At 56.1% G+C, this 23,441-nt stretch carries 18 protein-coding genes; 11 read left to right on the top strand and 7 right to left on the bottom strand.

All coding sequences use genetic code 11. From position 1 onward, the window contains the following. The first annotated feature begins 1 nt into the window (after window position 1). From BUA44_RS02725 to BUA44_RS02695, 7 genes are all read left to right on the top strand, one after another. On the top strand, window positions 2–1,399 hold the full coding sequence (locus tag BUA44_RS02725) for a PCMD domain-containing protein (RefSeq protein ID WP_083579442.1): 1,398 nt from the start codon (window positions 2–4) through the stop codon (window positions 1,397–1,399). 9 nt (window positions 1,400–1,408) lie between these two features. After that, complete coding sequence (locus BUA44_RS02720; protein ID WP_072808320.1) at window positions 1,409–3,166, top strand: PCMD domain-containing protein; 1,758 nt, start codon at window positions 1,409–1,411, stop codon at window positions 3,164–3,166. A gap of 44 nt (window positions 3,167–3,210) precedes the next feature. Further along, the gene (locus tag BUA44_RS02715; protein WP_072808316.1) at window positions 3,211–3,870 is read left to right on the top strand and encodes a hypothetical protein; all 660 of its coding nucleotides are present in this window, start codon (window positions 3,211–3,213) and stop codon (window positions 3,868–3,870) included. 40 nt (window positions 3,871–3,910) lie between these two features. After that, window positions 3,911–4,234 (top strand): thioredoxin, encoded by a 324-nt coding sequence (trxA, locus tag BUA44_RS02710; RefSeq protein WP_072808313.1) that lies wholly within the window; start codon window positions 3,911–3,913, stop codon window positions 4,232–4,234. A 115-nt stretch (window positions 4,235–4,349) separates the two neighbouring features. After that, on the top strand, window positions 4,350–5,141 hold the full coding sequence (hisF, locus tag BUA44_RS02705; protein ID WP_072808310.1) for an imidazole glycerol phosphate synthase subunit HisF: 792 nt from the start codon (window positions 4,350–4,352) through the stop codon (window positions 5,139–5,141). 1 nt (window position 5,142) lies between these two features. Continuing rightward, window positions 5,143–6,531, top strand: a complete 1,389-nt coding sequence (locus tag BUA44_RS02700) for a TldD/PmbA family protein (protein WP_072808308.1) — start codon at window positions 5,143–5,145, stop codon at window positions 6,529–6,531. Between the two features lie 1,234 nt (window positions 6,532–7,765). Continuing rightward, window positions 7,766–10,318: an ATP-dependent Clp protease ATP-binding subunit gene (locus tag BUA44_RS02695; RefSeq protein ID WP_072808305.1), complete on the top strand. Its 2,553-nt coding sequence runs from the start codon at window positions 7,766–7,768 to the stop codon at window positions 10,316–10,318. A 179-nt stretch (window positions 10,319–10,497) separates the two neighbouring features. Here BUA44_RS02695 and BUA44_RS02690 read toward each other — a convergent pair whose 3' ends face one another. Further along, window positions 10,498–11,196, bottom strand: a complete 699-nt coding sequence (locus BUA44_RS02690; protein ID WP_072808301.1) for a hypothetical protein — start codon at window positions 11,194–11,196, stop codon at window positions 10,498–10,500. Window positions 11,197–11,260: 64 nt separating this feature from the next. On the opposite strand from BUA44_RS02690, the gene hisC reads away from it, so the two are divergent. Continuing rightward, entirely contained in the window at window positions 11,261–12,349 is a 1,089-nt protein-coding gene (gene hisC, locus BUA44_RS02685; RefSeq protein WP_072808298.1) for a histidinol-phosphate transaminase, read from the top strand. A gap of 1 nt (window position 12,350) precedes the next feature. Then, a complete protein-coding gene (gene hisN, locus BUA44_RS02680; RefSeq protein WP_072808295.1) occupies window positions 12,351–13,157 on the top strand; it encodes a histidinol-phosphatase in 807 nt (268 codons plus the stop codon). An 82-nt stretch (window positions 13,158–13,239) separates the two neighbouring features. On the opposite strand, the gene BUA44_RS02675 is transcribed toward hisN, so the two are convergent. Continuing rightward, complete coding sequence (locus tag BUA44_RS02675; RefSeq protein ID WP_143151836.1) at window positions 13,240–15,567, bottom strand: DNA internalization-related competence protein ComEC/Rec2; 2,328 nt, start codon at window positions 15,565–15,567, stop codon at window positions 13,240–13,242. 116 nt (window positions 15,568–15,683) lie between these two features. Between BUA44_RS02675 and BUA44_RS02670 the strand changes: the two genes are divergently transcribed. Together BUA44_RS02670 and BUA44_RS02665 are read left to right on the top strand one after the other, a co-directional pair. Then, window positions 15,684–16,943, top strand: a complete 1,260-nt coding sequence (locus BUA44_RS02670; RefSeq protein ID WP_178348729.1) for a hypothetical protein — start codon at window positions 15,684–15,686, stop codon at window positions 16,941–16,943. A gap of 7 nt (window positions 16,944–16,950) precedes the next feature. Beyond that, window positions 16,951–17,493, top strand: a complete 543-nt coding sequence (locus BUA44_RS02665) for a DUF4416 family protein (RefSeq protein WP_072808286.1) — start codon at window positions 16,951–16,953, stop codon at window positions 17,491–17,493. On the opposite strand, the gene BUA44_RS02660 is transcribed toward BUA44_RS02665, so the two are convergent. The 5 genes from BUA44_RS02660 to aroB all read right to left on the bottom strand — a co-directional run bounded on the left by BUA44_RS02660 (window position 17,488) and on the right by aroB (window position 23,441). Beyond that, a complete protein-coding gene (locus tag BUA44_RS02660; protein WP_072808283.1) occupies window positions 17,488–18,936 on the bottom strand; it encodes a glycosyltransferase in 1,449 nt (482 codons plus the stop codon). The genes BUA44_RS02665 and BUA44_RS02660 overlap by 6 nt on opposite strands. Further along, entirely contained in the window at window positions 18,905–19,708 is an 804-nt protein-coding gene (gene hisA / locus BUA44_RS02655; protein ID WP_072808280.1) for a phosphoribosylformimino-5-aminoimidazole carboxamide ribotide isomerase, read from the bottom strand. The genes BUA44_RS02660 and hisA overlap by 32 nt, the downstream gene beginning before the upstream one ends. Beyond that, complete coding sequence (locus tag BUA44_RS02650) at window positions 19,708–20,754, bottom strand: hypothetical protein (RefSeq protein ID WP_072808277.1); 1,047 nt, start codon at window positions 20,752–20,754, stop codon at window positions 19,708–19,710. Before BUA44_RS02650 ends, hisA begins: the two co-directional genes overlap by 1 nt. A gap of 82 nt (window positions 20,755–20,836) precedes the next feature. Further along, window positions 20,837–21,820, bottom strand: a complete 984-nt coding sequence (locus tag BUA44_RS02645) for a GDP-mannose 4,6-dehydratase (protein WP_072808274.1) — start codon at window positions 21,818–21,820, stop codon at window positions 20,837–20,839. Between the two features lie 10 nt (window positions 21,821–21,830). Then, window positions 21,831–23,441: a 3-dehydroquinate synthase gene (gene aroB / locus BUA44_RS02640; protein WP_072808271.1), complete on the bottom strand. Its 1,611-nt coding sequence runs from the start codon at window positions 23,439–23,441 to the stop codon at window positions 21,831–21,833.

Raw genomic sequence — 23,441 nt, 5'->3', positions numbered from 1 at the left:
TATGCGGTTTGAGATTCACGGGAAAATGAAGTCGTTTATCGCGGGGGCGCTGTGCTCGCTGGCATTTGGCCTGTGGGCCTGTTCCGGCGAAACGGAAACGCAGGTTGCCGCTCCCGACCTGTCCGAGCTTTTTGAAAATGTCGATGATGCCGAAATCGATGTGGAGTCGCGCTCGATTGTGCTCCCCGAGGGCACTTCGTCCTTCAAGGTCGATAACATTGCGGCTCTTGGCGGCAACAAGTGCTACCTTGCGCTCGACGACGACCTGGTGGATCCCGAAATCGACTGGGATAACCCGGTAAGTACCGGAACGGAACTTGAAATTGGCGAGGAAGGCCTTAGGCTTGTCGTGCTTGACGATGCGAACCGCGTGATTGCCGTCTGGACGGTGAGCTTGCCCGAGGTGCAATCTTCGAGCAGCGTGGCGCCTGCCTCGAGCAGCGCCGAGAAGGTTTCTTCCTGCAGTGAAAAGGCGGAGAGTTCTTCGAGCGAGAAGCCCGCGGAGAGTTCTTCGTCTTCTGTTGCTCCTGCCTCGAACAGCGAGATTGCTTCGAGTTCGTCGGAGGATGCATCTTCGTCCAGTGAGGTTTCCGAATCCAGTTCTTCCGCAGAATCTTCGAGTAGCGATGAAGCCGAATCTTCGAGCAGCGAACGTGAGGAACCGCAACTGCCTGGCTCCGATTTCAGCGCCCGCAATGATTTCTGGGCCACCACGAGCGATGCGATGGCGACGAAGACATCTTCTGCCGCCATAAAGGTCACTTCGGAGGCGAATCTTGAATTCAATGGCGGTATGGCGACGGTTACGACCCGCGAGGTGGAAGGTTCATTCTTGTTTATTGATGGTAGCTGGAAGATGGCTGGCGGATTCTACTTTGCTGGATCCTATGCGGGTGAGACTGCGCTGGATATCTACGAGCAGGGTTCTGACGGAGGTACTCCTTCAACGGGCTGTTCCGACATTTCGAAGGACATGACCTTTGGCAAGCCGTTTACGGCGCGCCCGACCGCATTCACGGTGAAGTATTCCTACAGCCATGTGGCGAACAAGTCTACGGACTACCCGCAAAAGAGCCTCGTGTACGTGATGCTCGTGGGCAAGAACGGCAAGGTGGTTGCTACGGGCGCCTTCTCGGACGAGGCAAGCGTGGAAATGAAATCCCGTACGGTTGAACTTTCTTACGGCAAGGACCCGTTCGGGCTGCTTTCGGGCGAATATCCCGTCGCCGAAGGCCTTTCGCTCGGTACGGGTGAAGAGGATGTGAACTCGATTCACGTGATGTTCGCTTCTTCGGCGTACGCGCATGTTGTGTGTGGCGGAACGGCCGGTAATTCGGGTAAGTACCGCGGCGGCGAAAATTCGGCGCTCGTGTTGGATGATTTTAAACTGATATACTAGGAGAAAGAAATGAAAATGTTTAAGAATGGACTTTCTCTGAAATGGCTTTTGGCGGCTTTCCTGTGCGCAGCCCTCTTCGGCTGTACTGCCGACTACGATACCTTCGGGCAGTCCGATTACCGCGTGTTCAATGAAATCGCCTTCGAGGAGGGCGAAAGTGGGGCAATGCTCTATGCGGACGAACACAAGATTGTCGTGAGTCTTGACGAGATTCCCGATAGCCTTGAAACCTGGGACTCCGCGACGATTTCCCTGCTCGATATAAGCTCCATGGCGACGCTCCATCTGGTTGATGGCAAGTTCAAGGAGTTCCCGAGTGATTCCGCCGCGCTGGATTCGCTCGCGCAGGAACTCTCGTACGCGAAAGACCGCCTGCACGAGGGCGACAAGGTGCGTATTCCTTCGAGCGGGACGGTTTACTTGATGCTCGTTTCCGAAAGCGGGATTCCTTCGCTGTGGCAGGTCGTGTTTGAAATCCCCGAGAAGAAGGTGAAGTCTTCATCATCGAATAAGGAGTCCGGCGATACGGATGCAAAGTCCAGTTCGTCTTCCGCGAAGGAAGACTCCTGCAGTTCCAAGACGGGCGATTCTTCTTCGGGCAAGGGCGATGCGTCGAGCAGCAGCAAGGAACCTGCCGGCAGTTCCTCTTCTGTGAAGGGGGATGGTTCGGCCAGCAGCGGCGACGGCAATTCTTCGGCGGGTGGCGACGAGCCTGAATCATCGTCTTCGGTGGCGGTTCCCGCGAATGCCCCGAAACTCCTGAGGCTTATTGCCGGTGCGGGTGAAGTTGAGGCTGAAATTGACCAGGATGCCGGTACGGTATTCCTGAATATGAATTACGCGATTGATTTGGACTTGCGCGACCTCGAAATAAAGGGGCTGGAACTTTCGGACGGCGCTACGGCAAGTGTGAAGGTGGGCGAGTCCTACAACTTTGCGCGCGGATTGAAGGTGACGCTGGAAAACGACGGTGTCGAGCGGACTTACACCGTGAAGGCGGGCTACCAGTATCCGGGCAGCGATTTTAATACCTGGGTCAAGGATGATTTTAATAACATGAACGATATAGATGGCTGGGATAATGGCAACAACAGCTATGCAAAGGAACTGACTACCAATGCCGAAGGTAAAAGTGTCATAAAGATGGAATCCCAGACAGCGGTTATCAAGTTTGCTAGTGGTAATATGCTTGTTGCCTATTTTAATCCCAAGGGCGTGAGCGCTATCAGTATGGCAGGTTATGAGGATGGCAATGAACTTATCGATTTTGGAAGGCCGTTCTATGGCAGGCCCAAGTATGTGGAGTTTGACGTAAAGTATGATGGTAAGAAGGATTCCTGTGATTTGTATGTAATTCTTGAAAATCGCAGCCGCACGAGTAACGAGGGCAAGAACCAGTACCGTACTTCGAGCGACGTAAACACTATGGTCGCTTCGGCCTGGTACCGTGCGACGACTGTCGAGAGCGAGGATGACCCGGACGTGGTTTCCATTACCGATGCGGAGCGCGAAGGATACAAGACAATCCGGCTTGCGTTCAAGTATGGCATACCCTACGATAGTTCTCCAATATACAATTCGAGCGTACTTACGAAGGGACTCAAGAACAAGAACGGTATTGATAACCACCTAGACCCGACGGATTCTCCGGATGATTTCGACGTGACTCATATCCGCGTGGTGATGGCCTCCAGTGCACTCGGAAACCTGTACAAGGGCTCTGTCGGGGCGACTCTCTGGGCCGACGAAATGCGCTTGATTTACTGAGTTTGCTAAATTTTGGGCAAAGTTGTATATAAAAAGGAGAACAAATGATTAAACGCATTGCTGTTGTAGCGCTGCTCCTTGCCATTTTTGCTGGAGCCCAGGGGAACAACTGGTCGAACTATGGCTCTGACCAGGCCGCTGCGTCCTCCGACGATCATGTTTCGACCCAGCCCGCTCAGCCCTCGCCTGAACCCACCCTCCCCAATACCCGCTGGTCTATTTCCATTCATCCTGTATCGTTGCTTATCTTCACAACCATATACGGGATACCCTGGATTACGGTGACGGTGGAGAATAACCTTTCCTCGAGGCTTTCGCTTTCCTCGCGCCCGGAACTGATGTGGGCGAGTTTTGCCGACGGAGATATTTTTGCTTACGGGCTCTACGAGGGGCTTAGGTTCTATTTCAATGAAGGCCACACAGGTTTTTACGTGTCGCCGCAAATCGGTTACGAGAGCGTTTCTGTTGACTATGATAGTGATTACTACAATCATCGCAGTTCTTCGTCCGGTGAAGCGTCCGCCTTCATTTTTGCCTGCTATCTGGGACTGAAGATCCAGAGCGGGCACTATGTCTCGTTTACGGAATTTGGATTTGGCTACACGATGATGTCTTCGAACGATATCGACGACGGCGATGCCGACAAGGTCGCGGAATCGGGCTTCGGTATAGACCTCAACTTCGCGATAGGCTACGCTTTCTAGTCCGAATTTTCTATTTTAAGGGAAAAAATCGGAGTTTACTATGCCTGCAATTCACCTTACAGCAGAAAATTTTGACAAGGCCATTTCGTCTGGCCAGTTGGTGTTCGTTGATTTCTGGGCGACCTGGTGCCGCCCCTGCATGATGATGGGCCCCATTATCGATGAACTCGCCGACGAATACAACGGCAAGGCCATTATCGCGAAGATGGACGTGGACAGCGATGGCGCGAAGGATATCTGCGCCCGCTTCGGCATCACGAACATCCCCAACATGAAGCTGTTCAAGAACGGCGTGGAAGTCGGGAACGTGGTGGGTGCCGTACCCAAGGCGACCGTCAAGGCCGTCATTGACCGCAATCTATAATTCAGGGTTTTGAAGTGTCATCCTGAGCGTAGTGCGTAGCACGAAGTCGAAGGATCCAGCTGTGGATGACAAAACTGGATTCTTCACTATTGCATAGGGTGACCTGTCTATTATTATGCTTACTAAACGCTTAATCGTTTGCCTCGACGTCCGGAACCGCAAGGTCACGAAGGGCGTCAAGTTCAAGGGAAATATCGACATTGGCGACCCCGTGGAGATGGGCGCGCAGTACAGTGCCGACGGCGTGGACGAACTCGTGTTCTACGATATTACCGCGAGCGCCGAGAACCGCCCGTGTGACATGGAAATGATCCGCCAGATTGCAAAGCGCGTGTTTATCCCGTTTGCGGTGGGTGGCGGTATCCGTAACCTTGACGACATGCACGAGGCCTTGTTGGCTGGTGCCGAGAAGGTGAGCGTGAACAGCCTCGCCGTGCTGCACCCCGAAATCATTGCCGACGGCGCGAAGGCGTTCGGTCGCCAGTGCGTGGTGCTCGGTATGGACGCGAAGTTCGTGGGCGTTTCGGACAAGTTCAAGAGCGGTTACGAAGTGTATATCCGCGGTGGCCGCCAGGCGATGGGCATCGATGCCGTCGAGTGGGCGAAGAAGGCCGAGGATTTGGGCGTGGGCGAAATCTGCCTGAACGCCATCGATACCGACGGCGTGCGCAACGGGTACGAACTGAATATTACCGACCAGGTGGCACGTGCCGTGCAGGTGCCGGTGATTGCAAGCGGTGGCGCGGGTACCCCTGCGCACATTGTGGACCTATTCCGCAAGACTGCTGCAGATGCGGCGCTGGTCGCGTCGATGGTGCACTTTGGCGATTACACGGTTCCAGGAATCAAGAAGGAAATGCTTGCGGCTGGTATCCCTGTGCGCAAGAAGATGAACGGCGAGGTCTAGCGTGAATCCGTCAATCGCTGTGAAGATTTTCGAGGCGGGCAGGAATGCCGGCGCCGACTTTGTGGAAATTTTCGAGGAAGAGACCCGCAGTTCTGTGCTCGGGATCAAGGACCGCCATATAGAGACCGCTACTGCGGGTACGGAATATGGTATCGGAATCCGCCTCCTGTACGGGACCGAGGTGCTGTACGGTTTCACGAGCGACGACAGCGAAGAAGCCCTTGTAAAGCTGGTACAGACACTTGCCTTCGGGCGTATCGCGAAGGCGGGTGCCACGAATGCCCCGTTTGAACTGCATCCCGAAAAGCGCGTGAGCGACTTCAATATGGCGGCGTTCAAGGACCCGCGCGTGCTGGGCCAGGCAGTCAAGCAGGATTTCTTGTTCCGTGCCGACAAGGCGGCGCGTAGCGTTTCGGACAAAGTTGCACAGGTCGGGTCTACGGTGACCGACGTGTGCTCGTCTATCACGATTATGAACAGCGAGGGCCTGAACCTTGTGCTGGACCGTTCCAGGGTTCGCGTGAACGTGACGGTTACTGCAAGCGATGGCTCCGAGAGGCTCACGACGCACGAGGCCCCCGGGGCGCTTGGCGGTTACGAACTGCTGGCGAACTACTCTCCCGAAAAAATCGCGACGGAGTGTGCCGAACGCGTTGTCCGCATGCTTGATGCGGGCTACATCGCAGGCGGCCAGATGCCCGTGGTGATGGGCAACGGGTTCGGCGGCGTGATATTCCACGAGGCGTGCGGGCACCCGCTCGAAACGGAATCCGTACGCAGGAACGCGAGCCCCTTCTGCGGCAAGATTGGCGAGGCGATTGGCCAGCCGTGCCTTACCGCAATAGACGACGGCACGATGGACGGCGTGTGGGGGAGCCTCAAGTACGATGATGAGGGAATGCCCACGCAGCGTACGACGCTTATCGAAAATGGCATATTGAAGACCTACATGAGTGACCGCGTGGGTGCCGCAGAAGTGGGCATTGCCCGCACGGGTTCGGCACGCCGCGAAAGCTACAAGTATGCGCCGGTGAGCCGCATGCGCAACACGTTTATCGCCCCCGGTAAAGATACGCTCGATTCCATGATCGCGAGTGTCGATAACGGGCTGTATGCTGCCCGCATGGCAGGCGGTTCCGTGAACCCCGCGACAGGCGAGTTCAACTTCGCTGTCGATGAAGGTTACGTTATCCGTAACGGCAGGATTTGCGAACCGGTGCGCGGCGCGACCCTCATCGGCAAGGGGCACGAGATTATGCCCCGCATCAGCATGGTCGGCAGCGACTTCGAGCAGGCCGCGGGCATTTGCGGAGCCTCTTCGGGCCACATTCCTGTGACTGTGGGCCAGCCGAGCATCAAGGTGGACCAGATTCTCGTCGGTGGCCGGTAATTTCAGAAAAATGGCGTGTGGCAAATAGCGCAGCCTGAAAAAAAGCGCCGCCTAAAAAAATGCGCCGCCTAGCGCAAGCCTGTATAAACCACAACGGCACCCCGCGAAGGGATGCCGTTGTTGGTGTATGGGATGTTTGGTTTCTGAGTTTAAAGTAGATTTATTCGGGCTCTATGGGGAGTAGGTTGGGCCAAATTCCATTGTAAAGGTTTACAACACCTACAACGTGAAAATGCGTGAAATACGCAAAAAAAAGCGTTTTTTGAGGGGGTGGGGGCGCCGTTAGGGCGATTTACTTATCGTTTGTTGCGAAAGGTTTACAATGCGGCGGGGACGGGGGCGAAATTTCGCTCCAGAAGAGCTTATATAGGACTAAACGGCATGTTTTGCGGTGTTTAGTCCTACCGCGCGCAGATTTGCCGGGGTCATGTGGGGCTCTTGCGACAAGAAATGCTGGCTGAACGCTTTGAAAATAGGACTAAACGGCATGTTTTGCGGTGCTTAGTCCTATTGCGCACAGATTTGCAGGCTGTTTTGTGGCGCGAACTGCCTCCAGCATAGGACTAAACGGGTTGTTTTATGGTGTTTAGTCCTACATTTGGCTCATAAAGAGCCCCTATAAGATAAAAACTTTCAATGGTGTATAATTATTGGTAATAACTCCGACAATGATTAAGCAGATTAAAATTATCCATAACATATGTATTTATGCCCAATTTTAGAGTTTACCTTGTCTCATAAAGCGAAGCTATAAAACTAAAAAGTCAATTTTAATTAATCAGGTTCTTGTGAAAGAAGGACTTCTTCTTGCGTTCCTTTAAAATTCCTTCGTTATTTTCTTTTGAGACTGATTAAAATATAAGCTAGAAAAAAAAGCGAGAATATTAAATAAAGATTGCCTCCTTTGTCTCCCATGAAACAAAGGAGCAAAGCAGACGAAAACATGAGTAAAAAAATGATGATATTCTTTTTCATATAAGAATAGAACTGTTGATGTTTTACCTCGGCTCATAAAGAGCCGCTATCAGACCCACTTTTTAAATATACCTTAATTAATGCGGAATTAAACGCCAGTGTGTCTTATTTTGAAAAAATGCCGCTGAAAAATGCGACGTTTTTTGCTGTTGTTGGCGGAAATTGCCGTTTTTACGGTGTTTGGGGCGTTTTTTGCCGAGCGAGGCCCTTGGCACGGGTTTTGCATCTGGAAAGCGGTAAAAATAAAAAAGAGGCAACTATGTCCGATTTCAATAACGATGCAGAAAAAGTTTTGGCGAAGGCGCAGAGCCTGCGCGACCGTTGCTCGCATTCCTACTTGGGTGCGGCTCATTTGGCTGTGGGGCTTGTCGAAGGCCCTGATGCCACCTTGAAGAAACTCTACAAGTCCAAAGGCGCGAAGACGAATGAGCTCCGCGGCAAGCTGGAGCCGTTCGTGCAGAAGATTCCGCGCATGGAGGGCGTAAACCCCGACGTGGAACCCGATAACGACTTGAACCGTATTTTGCGAGCCTCCGTGCAGGCGGCGCGTCAGGTGAACCGCATGGTGACCCCGGGCGATATGCTCGTGGCCCTCATGAAGTTCTCGGGCGACCGTGGACTCGCGAAGGTGTTCGAAGATGCGCTTGGTAGCGTCGAGGTCGTGGAAACTTGGCTTTCGGATCCGTTTGCGGGTGCCGCGAATGCCGAAGAACAGTCTCCGCTGAAACTCTACGGCCGTGAGCTTGTGGAAATGGCTGCCGACGGAAAACTCTCGCCGGTGATTGGCCGTGAAGAGGAGATCCGCCGTGTCATCTTGATTTTAAGCCGTAAGACGAAAAACAACCCCTGCCTGGTCGGTGAACCGGGCGTGGGTAAGACCGCCATTGTGGAAGGCCTTGCCGAGCGTATTTACCGTGGCGACGTGCCTGACGCTTTGAAGGGCAAGAAGTTGTTCGCACTGGATTTGTCTGCCTTGATGGCGGGTGCAAAATACCGTGGCGATTTTGAGGAACGTTTGAAAGCGGTGCTTGACGCCCTCGAAGAAGACGGCAACACCTTGCTGTTCATCGATGAAATCCACACCATCGTGGGTGCGGGCAAGACCGAAGGCTCTATGGACTTGGGCAACATGCTCAAGCCGAAACTCGCCCGTGGCGAACTGCACTGCATCGGTGCGACGACTACGCAGGAATACCGCAAGTACATTGAGAAGGATTCCGCACTGGAACGCCGTTTCCAGCCTGTGCAGGTTGACGAACCCAGCGAAGAAGAATCTATCTCCATTCTCCGTGGCATCAAGGATGGCTTTGACGCGCACCACGGCGTGCGTCTGCACGACAACGCGCTTGTGGCGGCGGTGAAACTTTCGAACCGCTACATCAGCGATCGTTTCTTGCCGGACAAGGCCATTGACCTGATTGACGAGGCGGCAAGCCTTGTGAAGACGCAGATGGATACGGTGCCCGAAGCCTTGGACACCTTGCAGCGTAAGGAACTCCAGATGAAAATCGAGGAGCAGGCCTTGGCGAAGGAAACCGACGACACCAGCGTGAAGCGCCTGAAAGAGCTGCGTGAAGAACTCGCGACGACCGATGCGGCTGTAAAGCTGATGCAGGACCGTTGGCAGGAGAGGCGCGCGAAAAACGCCGAGTTGCAGGGGCTTAAAAAGTCTTTGCAGCAGGCGAAGGACGAGATGGAGCAGGCTGAAGCCCGCTACGACTTGAACCGCGCCGCCGAACTCAAGTACAACAAGATTGTGAACCTCGAAAAGGAAATCGCCGCGAAGACGGAAGAAATCAAGAAGTCCGCCGGAGACGGCGACCTGAGCGAAGAGGTGACGGAAGAAACCATCGCCCTTGTGGTGAGCCGCTGGACCGGAATTCCGGTGACCAAGCTTTGCGAAGGCGAAAAGGCCAAGTTGTTGCACCTGGACGAACGCCTGCATGCCCGCGTGATTGGCCAGGACGAAGCCGTGGAAGCGGTTTCGGAAGCGATACTGCGTAACCGTAGTGGCTTAAGCCGAGAAAATGCGCCGATCGGTAGCTTCTTGTTCCTGGGCCCGACGGGTGTGGGCAAGACGGAACTGGCGAAGGCGCTTGCCGTGGAACTGTTTGACGACGAGAACGCGCTGGTGCGTATCGACATGAGTGAATACATGGAAAAGCATAGCGTGAGCCGCTTGATCGGTGCGCCTCCGGGATACGTGGGCTACGAAGAAGGCGGCCAGCTGACCGAAGCCGTGCGTACGCATCCGTACTGCGTGATTCTGCTCGACGAAATCGAGAAGGCTCTCCCCGATGTGTTCAACACGCTGTTGCAGGTGCTTGACGACGGTCGACTGACCGACGGCAAGGGCCGTACGGTGAACTTCAAGAACACCTTGATTCTCATGACGTCAAACCTGGGTGCCGCACACTTCCAGAACCGCGCGGGTGATGCAAAGCCCGTGACCCTGAAGGAAATCGAGCCGGAACTCCGCAGCTTCTTCAGGCCGGAATTCCTGAACCGCCTGGATGAAGTGCTGGTATTCCAGAGCTTGACGAAGCCGCAGATTCGTGACATCGTAAGGCTAAAATTCAAGGGACTCGCCGAACGCGCCGCCCGTCAGGATTTGCAGCTGACCTTGACCGACGCCGCCCTGGACGCCATCGCCGATGGTGCTTACCAGCCGGAATTCGGCGCGCGGCCGATCCAGCGTTACCTGGAACGTAACGTGGAACGCCCGCTGAGCCACGCAATTCTCGCCGGTACCGTGAGTGCGGCAAAGCCCGTGGTCATCGACTACGACGGCACTGCGTTTACGGTGAAATAGCCGCGGATGTTGATTAAGATCCTCGCCTACGCGAGGATGACGATGAAGTCGCGAGGATGACGATGGCACTGCGTTTACGGTGAAATAGTAAATGATGTGAAATGTGAGGTGTGTAGTGACAAATGTGAAATTACACACTTCACATTATCAATCATCCATTATCAGTTATCAATTTGTGGCTACAGCGCGCTTATCACGTAGAGCGCGATGGTCTGCACGTCGTTGTTTTTCTTCTGCATAATCCCGATGTCGAAATCGAGTCTGACCCGCGCGGGCCCGAGGCTCAGTTCCAATTTCGGGATGATGTCAATCATAAAATCGTCCGTCAGGTTCCCGATGCTCTCGGACATGTTGATTTCGATGTAGGTGCGGAAGAATGTCGTGAAATAGAGGGTGGGTGTCATGCCCGCCGCGAATTTTACGTAACCGTCTTCTCCGGTAACGCCTTGTAGCGCACCTGCCCGCAGTTCGTAGAAGTTCGCGAAGTTTTTCGAGATAAACTGCTCGTTGCCGTAGGTCAGCACGACTGCTGTACTGTTGTTGCGATTCAGGCCGAAGTTACCGTCGAGCTCTACGAAGTTGTTCGCATTTATCAGGTAGCGCCCGCCGACATCTAGCGAAACGATGACCTGGTCGAACTTGTCGATGCTCTGTATGTTTACCTTGCCGCCAATGTTCCATTCGCGCGAAAGCGCCATAGTGATGTTTGCCGGGAAGAGAATGTCCGAGCCGTAGTTGTTCACCGCGCCGACGCCGATACCCCAGCGGGGCGAGGGGCGCGTGTCCGGGCCGAACGTGTAGCGGATGTCCCACATGCGATCGACGGCGAACGCATTTACGCATAGTGCGGCGACAAACAGGGCTACAAGGCGGTTCATACGCGATAAATTTAAAATAATCCTCTGGCGAAAAATGTAGATTTGTGCACGAAAAGAGGTTGATATGATAGAACCGCGTCCAGAACTTTCGAAATTGTCCGATTACGTTCCCGGAAAATCCATCGAGGAAATCCGTGAGCGCTTTGGCCTTGACAAGGTAGTGAAACTAGCGTCCAACGAAAACCCGCTCGGGGCTTCCCCGAAGGCGGTCGAGGCGTTTCACCGGATTGCGGACAGCCTGCACCTCTACCCGCGCGGCGATGCGCCGAAACTGATTGATTCCATCGCCAAGATGTACGGCGTGGAAACGAGCCAGATTGTGGTCGGTAACGGTTCCGACGAGATTATCGACATGGTGGGCAAGGCGTTCATCCGCCAGGGCGACAACTGCGTGGGCATTACGCCGACGTTCTCGGTGTACAAGTTTACGACGCTCTCGAACGGTGCCGACTTTATCGGTGTGGGCGAGGGCGAGGCGCGCACGTCGCTCGATGAACTGGCGAAGGCGATAAACGATAAAACTCGTGTTGCCTTCATTTGCAACCCGAACAACCCGACGGGCGCATACTACACCGAAAGCGAAATTCGCGAATTTTTGAAGAAGGTCCCGCAGAATGTGCTCGTGTTCCTGGACGAGGCGTATGCCGAGTTCGCGACGGCACCGGACTACCCGAACATGGCGAAATTTGTTGGCGAGTACTCGAACCTGTTCGTGAACCGCACCTTCAGCAAGATTTACGGGCTGGCGGGGCTCCGCGTGGGCTATGCCTTCGGCAGTACCGAAGTTGTCCGTGCCCTGTGGAAGGTAAAACCGCCGTTCGATGTGAACCAGGCTGCTCAGGTGGCGGCGATCGCCGCTCTAGGCGATAAGGAACACGTGCAGGCGACCCGCAAGATGAATGCTGAGGGCATTGATGTCTTGACGCGCGAATTCAGTGCGCTCGGGCTCAAGGTGCTCCCGACTCAGGCGAACTTTATTTGCGTACGCATCGGTGAACGCGCGAAGGAACTTGTCGCGTTCCTGGAAAGCAACGGCATGATTGTCCGCGGGCTTACGAGCTTCGGTATGCCGGAATACATCCGCGTGACCATAGGCAAGCCCGAAGAGAACGCGTTCCTGATGGAACTCGTGAAAAAATGGTGCGAGGCGTAATATGGCCCAGGAATTCAACGACCTGCTGCAAATCGCGCTCAAGGCGGCGGAAATGGCTCAGGAAAATATCCTGAAGTATTTCCAGTCCGGTATCGGCGTTGAGTGGAAAAAGGACAACACGCCGGTAACGGTTGCCGACAAGAGCACGGAAGAACTTTGCCGCAAGTTCTGGGCGAAGGAAACTCCGGGTTTTGGCGTGATTGGCGAGGAATTCGGAATCGAGAGCCCCGATGCGGAATACCAGTGGGTGATTGACCCGATTGACGGTACGAAGGCTTTTATTCACGGCGTTCCCCTGTTCGGCACGCTTATCGCGCTCTACAAGAAGAATGTTCCGGTGTGTTCGCTTATCCGTATTCCGGCGATGAATACCGCCGTCTGGGCGGTAAACGGCGGGGGTGCCTTCCTGGACGGCCGCGCAGTTCGTGTATCGGGCGTATCGCAGTTGAACGAGGCTCTCGTGCTTTCGGGTACGGTAAACACCATGGAAACTTCGGGCTATGGCGAAGGTTTCGCGAAGCTCCGCCGCGGGGCAAGGCTTCACCGCGGGTGGGGCGACTGCTACGGGTATTACCTTGTGGCGGCAGGGCGCGCCGAAGTGATGGTGGACCCGGTCGTTTCCCTCTGGGACATCGCGCCGTATCCGCTCCTTTTCAAGGAAGCGGGCGGCAAGTTCAGTACCATCGATGGCAAGACCGAGCTCTTTGATGCGGACGGCAAGCCCACGGCCCCGATTTACGAAGGGTTCTCAAGTGTCGCTACGAACGGCGCCCTGCACGACGTCGCACTCAACTGCTTGAAAAAATAACGCACTGGGATAGGCTGCCGTGCGGGCGCATCCCTTGTTTCAACGCGCCGCCAGGCGCCGCCGTGCGAGCCCCTCCCTAGTCTCACTTAAGCATTGTTTCCACATTAACAGAATCTTCCGAGAACGTTACGGTAACGGTCCCGCTTTTCGCCGTATTGAGGTAAGGAATCCCAAGCGCGTCGAGCCGTTCAGTCACCTGCTTGTTCGGGTGGCGGAACCTGTTCCTGCGCCCGCTCGAAATGACGGCAACCTGCGGGCCCACCGCCTTCAGGAATTCCTCGCTGCTCGATGTCTTGCTCCCGTGGTGCCCCACCTTCAGCACGTCGCTCCTTAGGTAGGCGAGCGATCCCAGAATTGTCTTCTCGCCCGGGACAGTCAGGTCGCCCGTGACGATTGCGGAATGCCCGAGCCCACTCGCCCGTAACGTGATGCTCGCCTCGTTCAGGTCGCGGCATTCCCTTTCGCGGTCTCTTAGCCCCTTCGGGTGTATCGCCTGCAGTTGAAAGAAGTCGCTCCCGAAAAAAGATTCCTTCCACGTAAATCCGCGCCTTATTTCGCGCAGGGGAACCTTGCGGTTTACCGCTTCCTCGACCATCTCGCGCCATTCTACGCCGTCTGCCGTGCGGGAACATTCGTTTGTCCATATCTCGTTCACCGGGAACATGCGAAGCAGGCTTGCGGCACCCCCGAAGTGATCTTTGTGCGGGTGCGTAATCACGAGCGCGTCGAGCCTCTGCACGCCGATGTGGTGCAAGAAGGGCACGATGATGTCCTTGCCGGAATCAGTGTAGTCGATATCGCCCGCATCGACGAGGATGCAGCGCCCGCCGGGACTTTTCAGCAATATGCTGTCGCCTTGCCCTACATCGATGACGGTCATGCTCCAGGTAGGGTCCAGGATTTGCGTTATGCCCTGGACGCAGAACGTGATGGAAAAAATAAGCGTGCATATGATGCAGTACCCGCGGGCGACCAGGTTCTTGCGACACACGGGCAACGTGACGAACAGCAGGCCGAGCAGGAGCAGTATCCAGGCATTGAATGGCCCGACGGTAACGGATGCCTGCGCCGAATCGGAAAGGAGCCGGGTGAGCAAACTTGCAAGCCGGAGGAAGAATCCTGCCGCATAGCAGAATGTTTCGCGCATGAAGTCGATGGGCGAAAGAGCCGCGAATAGCCCTGCCTGCATTCCCCACGAAATCGGGGGAACCACGACGATGTTCCCGAGCCACGCCATCGGGGAGAGCGTCTTGAAGTGATGTATCAGGAACGGCGCCGTGGCAAGCGTTGCGCACAAAGTAACGTATGTAGGGGCGATGGCGAGAGATTCGAGCACGTTCCAGGTTTTGCTCCGCTTCAGGAATTCCGGGAGGTGGCGGAGCGGGTTGTAGCTGTTGCCTACGAGGATGCCCGCGGTTGCCGCTGCGGAAAGCTGGAAACCCGTATTCCAGAGTTCTGCGGGCGAATGCAGGAGAATGCACAGGAGGGCGACCCCCAGGCTGTTCAGTGTATTCGCGGGGCGTTGCAACAGCGTGCCCAGTTGCGGGACGGCGAACATCAGCACCGCGCGTATGACTGCGGGCGACCCGCCGGTGACCGGCACGTACACGCCGAGCAGGCAGATTGCGATGATGCTTGCCGCCTTGTGGGGGAGGCGCGTCGCCTTCAGGAACACCATGAGCATGCCCGCGAGCAGAACCACATGGAAACCGCTAATCGCGAGGACATGCACGAGGCCCGAACGCTGGAAGTCGTTCCGGAGCGCCTCGGGAATGCCGCTCCTGTCGCCCGCGAGTAGCCCGAGCAGGAGCCCCGTCTCCGCAGGTTCCAAGTAGTCGTCGAACCGCGTCTTGAGCCAGCGGCGGAACCGGTGGAAATACCGCTCGAACGTCCAGCCTCCGCGCCAGGAATCCCAGTGGAGCATTTTCCCGTAGGCGGCGAACTTCTGGCTCGTGAGCCATTCCCGCGTGTTGAACCCGCCGGGAACCGTGGGGTCCATGACCGGGTACCACTTTGCCTCGTAGCAGATGCTGTCTCCCGGTTCCGGGAGCGCGGGCAGGTCCCGCTTTTCGGTTATCCTCACGCGATACTCATTTACCGCAATGATAAACGCGGTCCCGTTCGCCCTCGGGAGCATCGCCTCGATTTTACCGCACGCCTTCGTGGGCAGGTCGTCCGGGAGGCTTGCCCCCCGCGGGCCCACGAGCAGGCCGTGGCACGCCACTCCGGCAACAAGCGCCCCCAGGATGCACCACTGCACGCTCCTCGGGAAAAATCTCGTGCATATTGCGATGGGGGCGAGTAGCGCCACCGCAAATTCCGGAGCATCGAGGCTTGCGTATGTCGCCATCACGGTGAGTGCTGCGACGAGTGCCGGTTTCCCCGCAAGCGGGTCCATCAAATCGTGCATGTTCTGTAAAAGATCCGCTTTCCTGTTTTGTTTTTTTCTCATATTTTTATAGTTTTGTTCCAGGTTGAAGGTGCCTCTATCTATAAGACGCCCGAAACGCGAAAATGAGCCAAAACATGCGTGAAAAAATTCTTTACATGCTTTTAGCCCTCCTCGTGGCCGGTTTTTGGGGCTGTGCCGAAGAAGAAACGGGTGAACCCGTAATTCTTCCGCGGACGCTTTCTCCGTACGTGCTTTACCCGAATGACCTCGCGAACAACGATTCTGCCTCGGCCCATGTGGCGGAAGGCTTGCAACTACTTGTGCACCCGAAGGTCTCGTACACCCTTTCTTTCGAGAAGGACCCGAATATCGAGGACGCGCCCGTGCTCCAGCTTTTCCGACTAGGGGAGATGGTAAGTGAAGGCCGCGTTTCGACCAGCCACGTGCGCACGCTGGAACCGAAGCTCGAAGGCAGCCGCTATGTCTATGAATTCCTGTGTGAGGAACTTGACCGCAATACATGGGTGACCACGCTTGTGCTGGACGGCGAACTCTACAAGGGTACAACGCGCAGGGCTAGCCTTGCTGCAGAGGGCCCCTATTCCGATACGCTTTCGCTCAACCTGGTTGTCGTGGGCAAGGTCGATTTCCTTGATTCGTTCATGAACGAGAACTTGTTTGCGGAACTCTTGCTCACAAATTTCAGGACGTATTACTCGTCTATCGTTATCGATACCTTGTACGTGCGATACGCGCATGAACACCCGACGCTCGGCTCGAAGTACCCGGCGAACGAGCCCTGGGTTGCAGGCAGGTCTTCCGACGACATGTTTGTAACCGAACTGGGCGGCTGGCCAGAGCCCAAGCTGAAGAACGCTCTTGATATTCTGCTGGTGCACCGCATCGAGGCGGATTGGGTGCTGGGATATTCGCTCCTGTATGGAAGCAACTTGCAGGGCGGCACGGGAAGTACCGTCGTTATTGGCGCGTACAACAAGACTCCCTCGGGCGAGGAGGGTGTGCCGTACACATCCATGATATCGACTGCGATTCACGAGACCGGGCATTTCTTCGGGTTGAGGCACACGACTGCGACTCTCGCAGATTTCGATGTGGATATGGACTACTCGAACTACGAGGATGGCTTTACCGATACTCCGTATTGCAAGGACCTGCTTACCTCGGGACTTCTAAAGAGCCGTGGCGGTAAGCCCGTAAGCGACTTTGCCAGGTTGCCCACCTTGCGCGGGAGGTTTGCGACCGCGTTCGATATGAACTCTTGCCCGGATTCGCATAACATGATGTTCCCCGCGGTGAACGAGGATGGCGTGGACGGCTTTACGGAACAGCAGCTGGAACACATCCGCAAGAACTTGCGGGTCTACCCGCACTGAGGTTACGATGGCGACTAAGCGACAGTTTTGCGAGCCGGTGCAGTTGCTCGCGTTTGTTCTCCAGAAGGGTGCGGAATGGAATCCGGAAGTATTGTGCGCGCTGGAAAATACCTGGGGGCCGCTGCGCCACAAGGGTGCGCTTTTCGCCTTCGACAAGACGCCGTATTACGAGCCCGAGATGGGCGAGGGGCTGTGCCGCGGCGTGGTTTCTTTCGAGAAGTGCATCCCGGCAGAGACGATTGCCCTGGAAAAGGTGCGCAGTAACGAACTTGAACTCACGATGGCTAGTGCCGAGAATCCGGACATGCGTACCGTGAATATCGATATCGGCTACATGGACTTGGACAAGGTGGTGCTCCCGAGTTACAAGCGTGGGCCGTTCAAGCTGTATGCGGGCGAGGGCGTGTGGCTAGACATGCTGCTTACGTACGCGAAGGGCATTTTCCACCCGACGGCGTGGGCGTTCGAGGATTTCAAGCGGAACCCTTACCAGCACGACCTGCAGCTTATACGTGAGCGCTGGCGCAAGGCACAGAAAGTGAAACTATAGCTTGTACGCGTCTTTCTTCAGTTTCTTGAAGAAATCGAACTGCGCCTTGGTAGAATTCTGCATCGTGTACTTGAGCGTGCGCTCGTGAGCGACCTCGCGCATCTTGGCGTATTCTTCGGGTTTTTCCAGGAACATCGTGCGGCATTCTTCCATCGCGTTCAGCCATGCGGTTTCGTCGATGGGCAAGATGCGCCCCGCGGCTTCGTCCATGACGATATCGTGCGGGCCACCGTAGTTGCTCACGATTGCGGGCGTCCCCGTAGACATCGCTTCTACCACGACGTTCCCGAAGGTGTCCGTCACGCTCGGAAACAGGAAGAAGTCCGAATCCGCATAGAGGCTCGCGAGCGTCTCGCCGCCCTGCTCGCCTGCAAAATGCACGCTGTTGTCGCCTGCGAAGAACTTCTTGATTTCTTCGAGGTACCAGCCGTAACCCACGTACATGAGTTCCACGTCGTTGTGCTGGGCGGCGAACTTCTTCCACACGCCGTTCAAGAACTCGAGATTCTTCTCTTTCGAGATACGTCCGATAAACGAGAAACGTACCTTGCGCGCGGTTCCGGTCTGTACCGCTTCGGTGGAGCCGTTGTACTTTTCCCACACGCCCTTCCCGCGCAGGTCGGGCGAGAACTTTTCGAGCGGGAGCCCGCGGGGCAGAATCTGCACCTGGTTCGCGGGGATCTTCAGCTGCGAGGTGAGAATGTCCGCGTAGTCCTTGCAGGGGCTAACCACGGGCTTTGTCATCCCGTAGAAAATCTTCATGAGCCACAGCACAAAGTGGAACATCCATTTTGCCTTCACGAGGGTCTTCGTGTAGGTAGGGACGTCGGTGCGGTAGTGGCTGAATACCTTGATGCCCGCAACCTTCGCGCAGAAGCATACCAGCCATGCGCCGGGGCTCGGGGTTTCGAACTCGATGAGGTCGACGGGGTAGCGCTTCAACAGCCTGAGCACCGGGCCCACGCGCGGAATGGCAAGTTCGCTGTTCGCGTACCCGAGCTGTTCCATGCTGAATAGCCTCGGGAGCAGAATGCAGTAGCCGTTTTCCACCACGCCGCAGGGGCGCGTGTTGAACGCGTTGCCGGCAAGGAAGGCCTTCATGCCATGTGCACGCATGTACGGGATGACGTTCCTCAGGTTGTTCGCAATCCCGTTCGTTTCGTCCAGGTTGTCGGAATAGAACAGGATGCGCACGTCGTCTGCGGGTCTCTTGGCACGTTCCTTTTTGAGGTAGCCGCGCAACTTCAGTAACTTCGGGATGTTCAGGAGTAGCGACCCGAAAACAATCGGCGGAATCATGCCGGTACGCAGGTTTCCGGGGGGCTGGTGCTTGAAACTGAACATCTTCCTGAATGTACTCGTGACCGTGCGCCCGAAAATCGGCGGTCTCGTGTCCAGCGCGTCGGTAGCCTTAAGCTTTGTTGAACCTGACGCAGTCTTCATACTTCACTCCTTTGCCACCGAAAAGGTCTAGCGCCGATCCGATGGTGAGGTCAATCTTTCCGTTTGAAATTTGCTTGCAGTGTTCCAGGTCGGCAAGCGACTTGGCGCCGCCCGCGTACGTGCAGGGGATGGGGCTGTTTTCGGCGAGGAACACGATGAGTTCGTCGTCCATGCCCTGCTGCTTGCCTTCCACGTCGGCGGCGTGAATCAGGAACTCGTCGCAGTACCGGGCGAGGTCATTGAGCGTCTCGGTGGTAATCTCGATGTCGATAAGCGTCTGCCAGCGGTTGATGGCGATTTTCCAGCGCGGGCATTCTTTCCCGTGCAAAACGGAGTCGCCTGTGCTTGCATCGGCGATGCGCTTGCAGCTCAGGTCAAGTACCAGGTGGTCGCGACCCACCGTTTTCGATAAACGTTCCAGGCGCTCGCGGTCAAGCTTGCCTTCCGGGAAAATCCAGCTGGTGACAATCACGTGGCTTGCGCCTGCCCCGATGTATTCCATCGCGTTGTCGGCGGTGATTCCGCCCCCGACCTGCAGGCCTCCCGGGTATGCCGCGAGGGCCGCCTTTGCGGCTTCCACGTTGCCCTTCCCGAGCATAATCACGTGCCCGCCCTTTATACCGTCCTTCTTGTAGAGTTCTGCAAACCAGGCGGGGGAGCGGTCCGTCTCGAAATTCGTCTTGAGGCCGGCACCGCTATCGCTGAGCGAACTGCCGACAATCTGTTTTACCTTTCCGTCGTGCAGGTCTATGCAGGGGCGAAACTTCGTCATCAGTCCTTCGCTCCCGTTACGGTCCAGTCGAGTTTCTTGTTGTGGCTCGCATCGCTGCGCCCGCGGTAGAAAAGAATCTCTCCGCCTGCGGCTATCTTCATCGCCTTCTTCGCGAACCACCCGTCCACCTTGTCCAGGAGGCTTGCCTTCTGGTACGTCTTGTTCACGGGGAATGAAAGTTCGGGGGCGCCCTCCTTCCATGCGATGGTAAGCTTGTTCTTCGGGAACTTCTTGCCGCTGTAGGTTTCCTCGCCGTCCTTGACCTGCGTGGGTAACAGCAGTTTGGTGCCTTCACCCGCGTTGTAGAGCGCATAGCCGAACAACCCGCCTTTTTCGCTTATGGAGATTCTGCCCGCATAGTAGGGCGAGCGGGTATTGGTGCTGAAATTGATGGAACGGACCGCGAGGTCTGTCGCCTGCACGGTTTGCCAAATCTGGTCCATGTAGGCGTATCCCTTCACGCTAATCGTATCCTCGTTGTAGCCGATGCGGCCCGAAACGCGCCCGTAAGGGATGTGCACGTACTGCGCGAATTTTGCGTCCCCGACTTTCCAGATGCCGTCGCCCAGCACCTTGCCCTGTTCGGCACTTTCGAACGTGAGGTCCATGAAGAACTTTCCGCCCTTGTCGGCGGTAAAGTACACGCGGTGGCCCTTGCCGGGCTTGCCTTCCATCGCGTATTCGCCCTTGATGTCGATGGTGCTCTTTTCCTTGATGGCCTTCAGGCGTTCGGGCGGGTACTGGCGACCCACGGCGTAACTTTTGCCCTTGAAGTTCCAGAAGCTCATGTCGCAGCCGATTTTTTTGCCCGAAGCGGGGACGTACAGCGTGGAATAGTTCACGAATGCGCGCGTCCCGTTGTCGAACACGAACTGGTAACTCCATGTTTCGTTGAATTCCTTCGCGCTGTTCTGGTGCGGCATAAAATCGCTTGCCGTAAGGTTGCGCACGGCGCCAGAGGGGGGCGTCACATCGCCCGCGAAAGCGGCCTGGACCGCAAATGCGGTGAGGACTGCGAAAAATAACTTGCCGAAGGAACGTCTCATATTCCTAAAAATAAAAAAATGAGGCGAAAAAAAGCGCCCCTTTATCGGGGCGCTTGGCGTAATATCGGGATAACGAGCGCTTTTACAGCGGCAGGTCCTTGCCCATGCCGAGCTTGAGTTCGGTGCGCCTGCGCACGACCATTTCGTTGAAGAGGTCGGTGAGGCTGTCCTCGATGCTGATCATGGGCTTCCAGCCGATTTCGTTTACCTTGGTGGGGTCGCCAATCAAAAGCGGGATATCGTTCGTGCGTTCGTAGGCAGGGTCAAATCGGAAGTCTACGCTCACGTCTGCAATCTCGACGAGCATGTCGACGAGTTCGCGGAAGGTGTAAGATTTCCCGCTGCAGATGTTGTACACCTGCCCGGAGGGGGCCGTGTTGAGAATCTGTATCATGGCGCGGGCAACGTCGCGCACGTCCACCACGTCGCGGCTGATGTCGAGGCTACCCGAATACACTACGGGTTCGGCGTGGTAGTACTTTATCTTTACCAGCTGGTAGGTAATGGAGGGGATTGCGAAACGCCTGCTGTGGTGCGGGCCCGTGAAATGGAAGGGGCGCACGGCGACAATATGCATGTCGTTTGCGTTCCTGAACTGGTTCCCGAGAATTTCCATGCACGCCTTCGATGTCGCGTAGGGCGTGAGCGGGTTTGGCAGGTCAGTCTCCTTGTGGAGGTAGGTGAGATGCTGTTCCGTGCGGCCGTAAATTTCGCTCGAACTGAGCAGCATGATTTTCGCCTTCGGAACCACCTGCCTTGCGGCTTCCAGGAGCGTCTGCGTGCCGAGCAGGTTGATGTTCAGGGTCTCGTAGGGCTTTTTGTAGCTGAGGCCCACGGAGGATTGGCTCGCAAGGTGGTAGATGTGCGTAGGCTCGACCTTCTGCATCATCTCCAGCACGTCCTTGAAGTTCAGCATGTCGCCAGTGAGGTACTCCACGCCGTCCACCTTCTGCCAGGGCTGCGGCTGTTCGTCGCTGAAACTGTAAAGCCCGTGGCTTGTTCCGCTCAAGTTCGAGAGGATGTGGAACCCGAGTCCTCCCGTACCGCCTGTAACTAATATGCTCATATGCTATTCCTCACCTAATTGCATCCCATGCTTTCGTTACAATTTCTTTTTCGATGTTCGTTACTTTTTCGACCGCACCGATTCTGGTGGGCAGAATGTAGACGCGCGTGCCCTTTTCGGCCTTCTTGTCGACCGCCATCGCTTCCCAGGCCTTTTCCGTATCCACGTTGAACGTTTTCGGGAATCCGAGCGCATCGAGGAGCGCGTTCTGGCGGGATTCTGCCGCGGCATCCATCATGCTGAGCATTACGGCGGCCCTTGCGGCGACGCGCATCCCGAGCGAAACCGCGATGCCGTGGCTGAACATGTTGTAGCCGGTAAGCTTTTCGATGGCGTGCCCGAAGGTGTGCCCGTAGTTGAGAATGGCGCGCAGGCCCGATTCCTTCTCGTCAATGCCCACGACTTCGGCCTTGATCTGGCAACTGCGGAAAATCATGTGCTTGAGGGCGTTAAAGTCACGGTTCTTGATGGCATTTACGTTGCCTTCCAGGTAGCGGAAGAATTCCTCGTCGTAGATGACGCCGTATTTGACGATTTCGGCAAGGCCCGCGAGGTATTCGGTGTCGTTGAGCGTCGAAAGCACCGAGATGTCGCACACCACCGCGCGGGGCTGGTAGAACGCGCCTATCATGTTCTTGCCTTCGGGGTGGTTCACCGCCACCTTGCCGCCCACGGAACTGTCGACCATGCTGAGGAGGGTCGTGGGGAACTGGATGAATGGGATGCCACGCTGGTAGGTGGCGGCCCCGAAGCCGGCCATGTCGCCGACCACGCCGCCGCTGAACTGCAACAGGCAACTCTTGCGGGTGTAGCCGCGGTGCAGCATGAACGTGAAAAGCTGGTTCAGGTTGTGGAGCGTCTTGTTGCGTTCGCCCGCCTGGAACTTGAATACGGGGCACCTGCCGGCCTGGCCGCGGAGCATGTTAAGCATGTTGCCCTGCGCCTTCGCGATGGTCGTGTCGGTGCATACCAGGAATTCGTGCGAGGGGGCGAGCTGCAGGCCTTCGAGCAGGCATGCAGTCTCGGGGACGATATCCTTCCCGATAAAGATGGGGTAGCGGCCCCCGCTGCTCGGGTAAACATCGAGCGCATGGCTCTTCCAGAACTGCAACATGCGCAGGATCCGCTCGATGATGTGGGAATCGTTCACATCGTTCGTGCTTTCCACGCTGAAATCCGCCTGCGCGTAGTTCTTTTCGCGCTCCTTGAGCATTACCTTGATTTTCGCGAGGCGTTCCTCGTCGCTCAGGTTTGCGAGCAGCGGGCGCGTGTTCTTGCGGCCGATGCGTTCACTCAGTATTTCGGGCTTGGCCCACAGGCGGATGAGCGTTCCCGATTCGCGGATGACCTTCACGTTCTCGGGATTGTTGATGGCGCCGCCGCCGAGCGATACCACCTGGGGTGTCTCGTTGGCCGCGATTTCTGCAATCACGTCGCGTTCCATCTCGCGGAACTTCGCTTCGCCATCCTGTTCAAAAATCTCGCTGATGCTCTTGCCTGCGCGCTCGACGATAACCGCGTCGGTATCGACGAGCGGGCGGCCCAGGCGTTCGGAAAGGGTGCGGCCCGTGCGGCTCTTGCCACTGGCCATGAATCCGGTAAGGAAAATATGCTCTTTCAT

This window comes from Fibrobacter sp. UWR3, from assembly GCF_900143055.1.
Classification (GTDB): domain Bacteria; phylum Fibrobacterota; class Fibrobacteria; order Fibrobacterales; family Fibrobacteraceae; genus Fibrobacter.
Note: the sequence above shows the minus strand (reverse complement) of the source record. Positions and strands in the feature narration are given on the sequence as shown.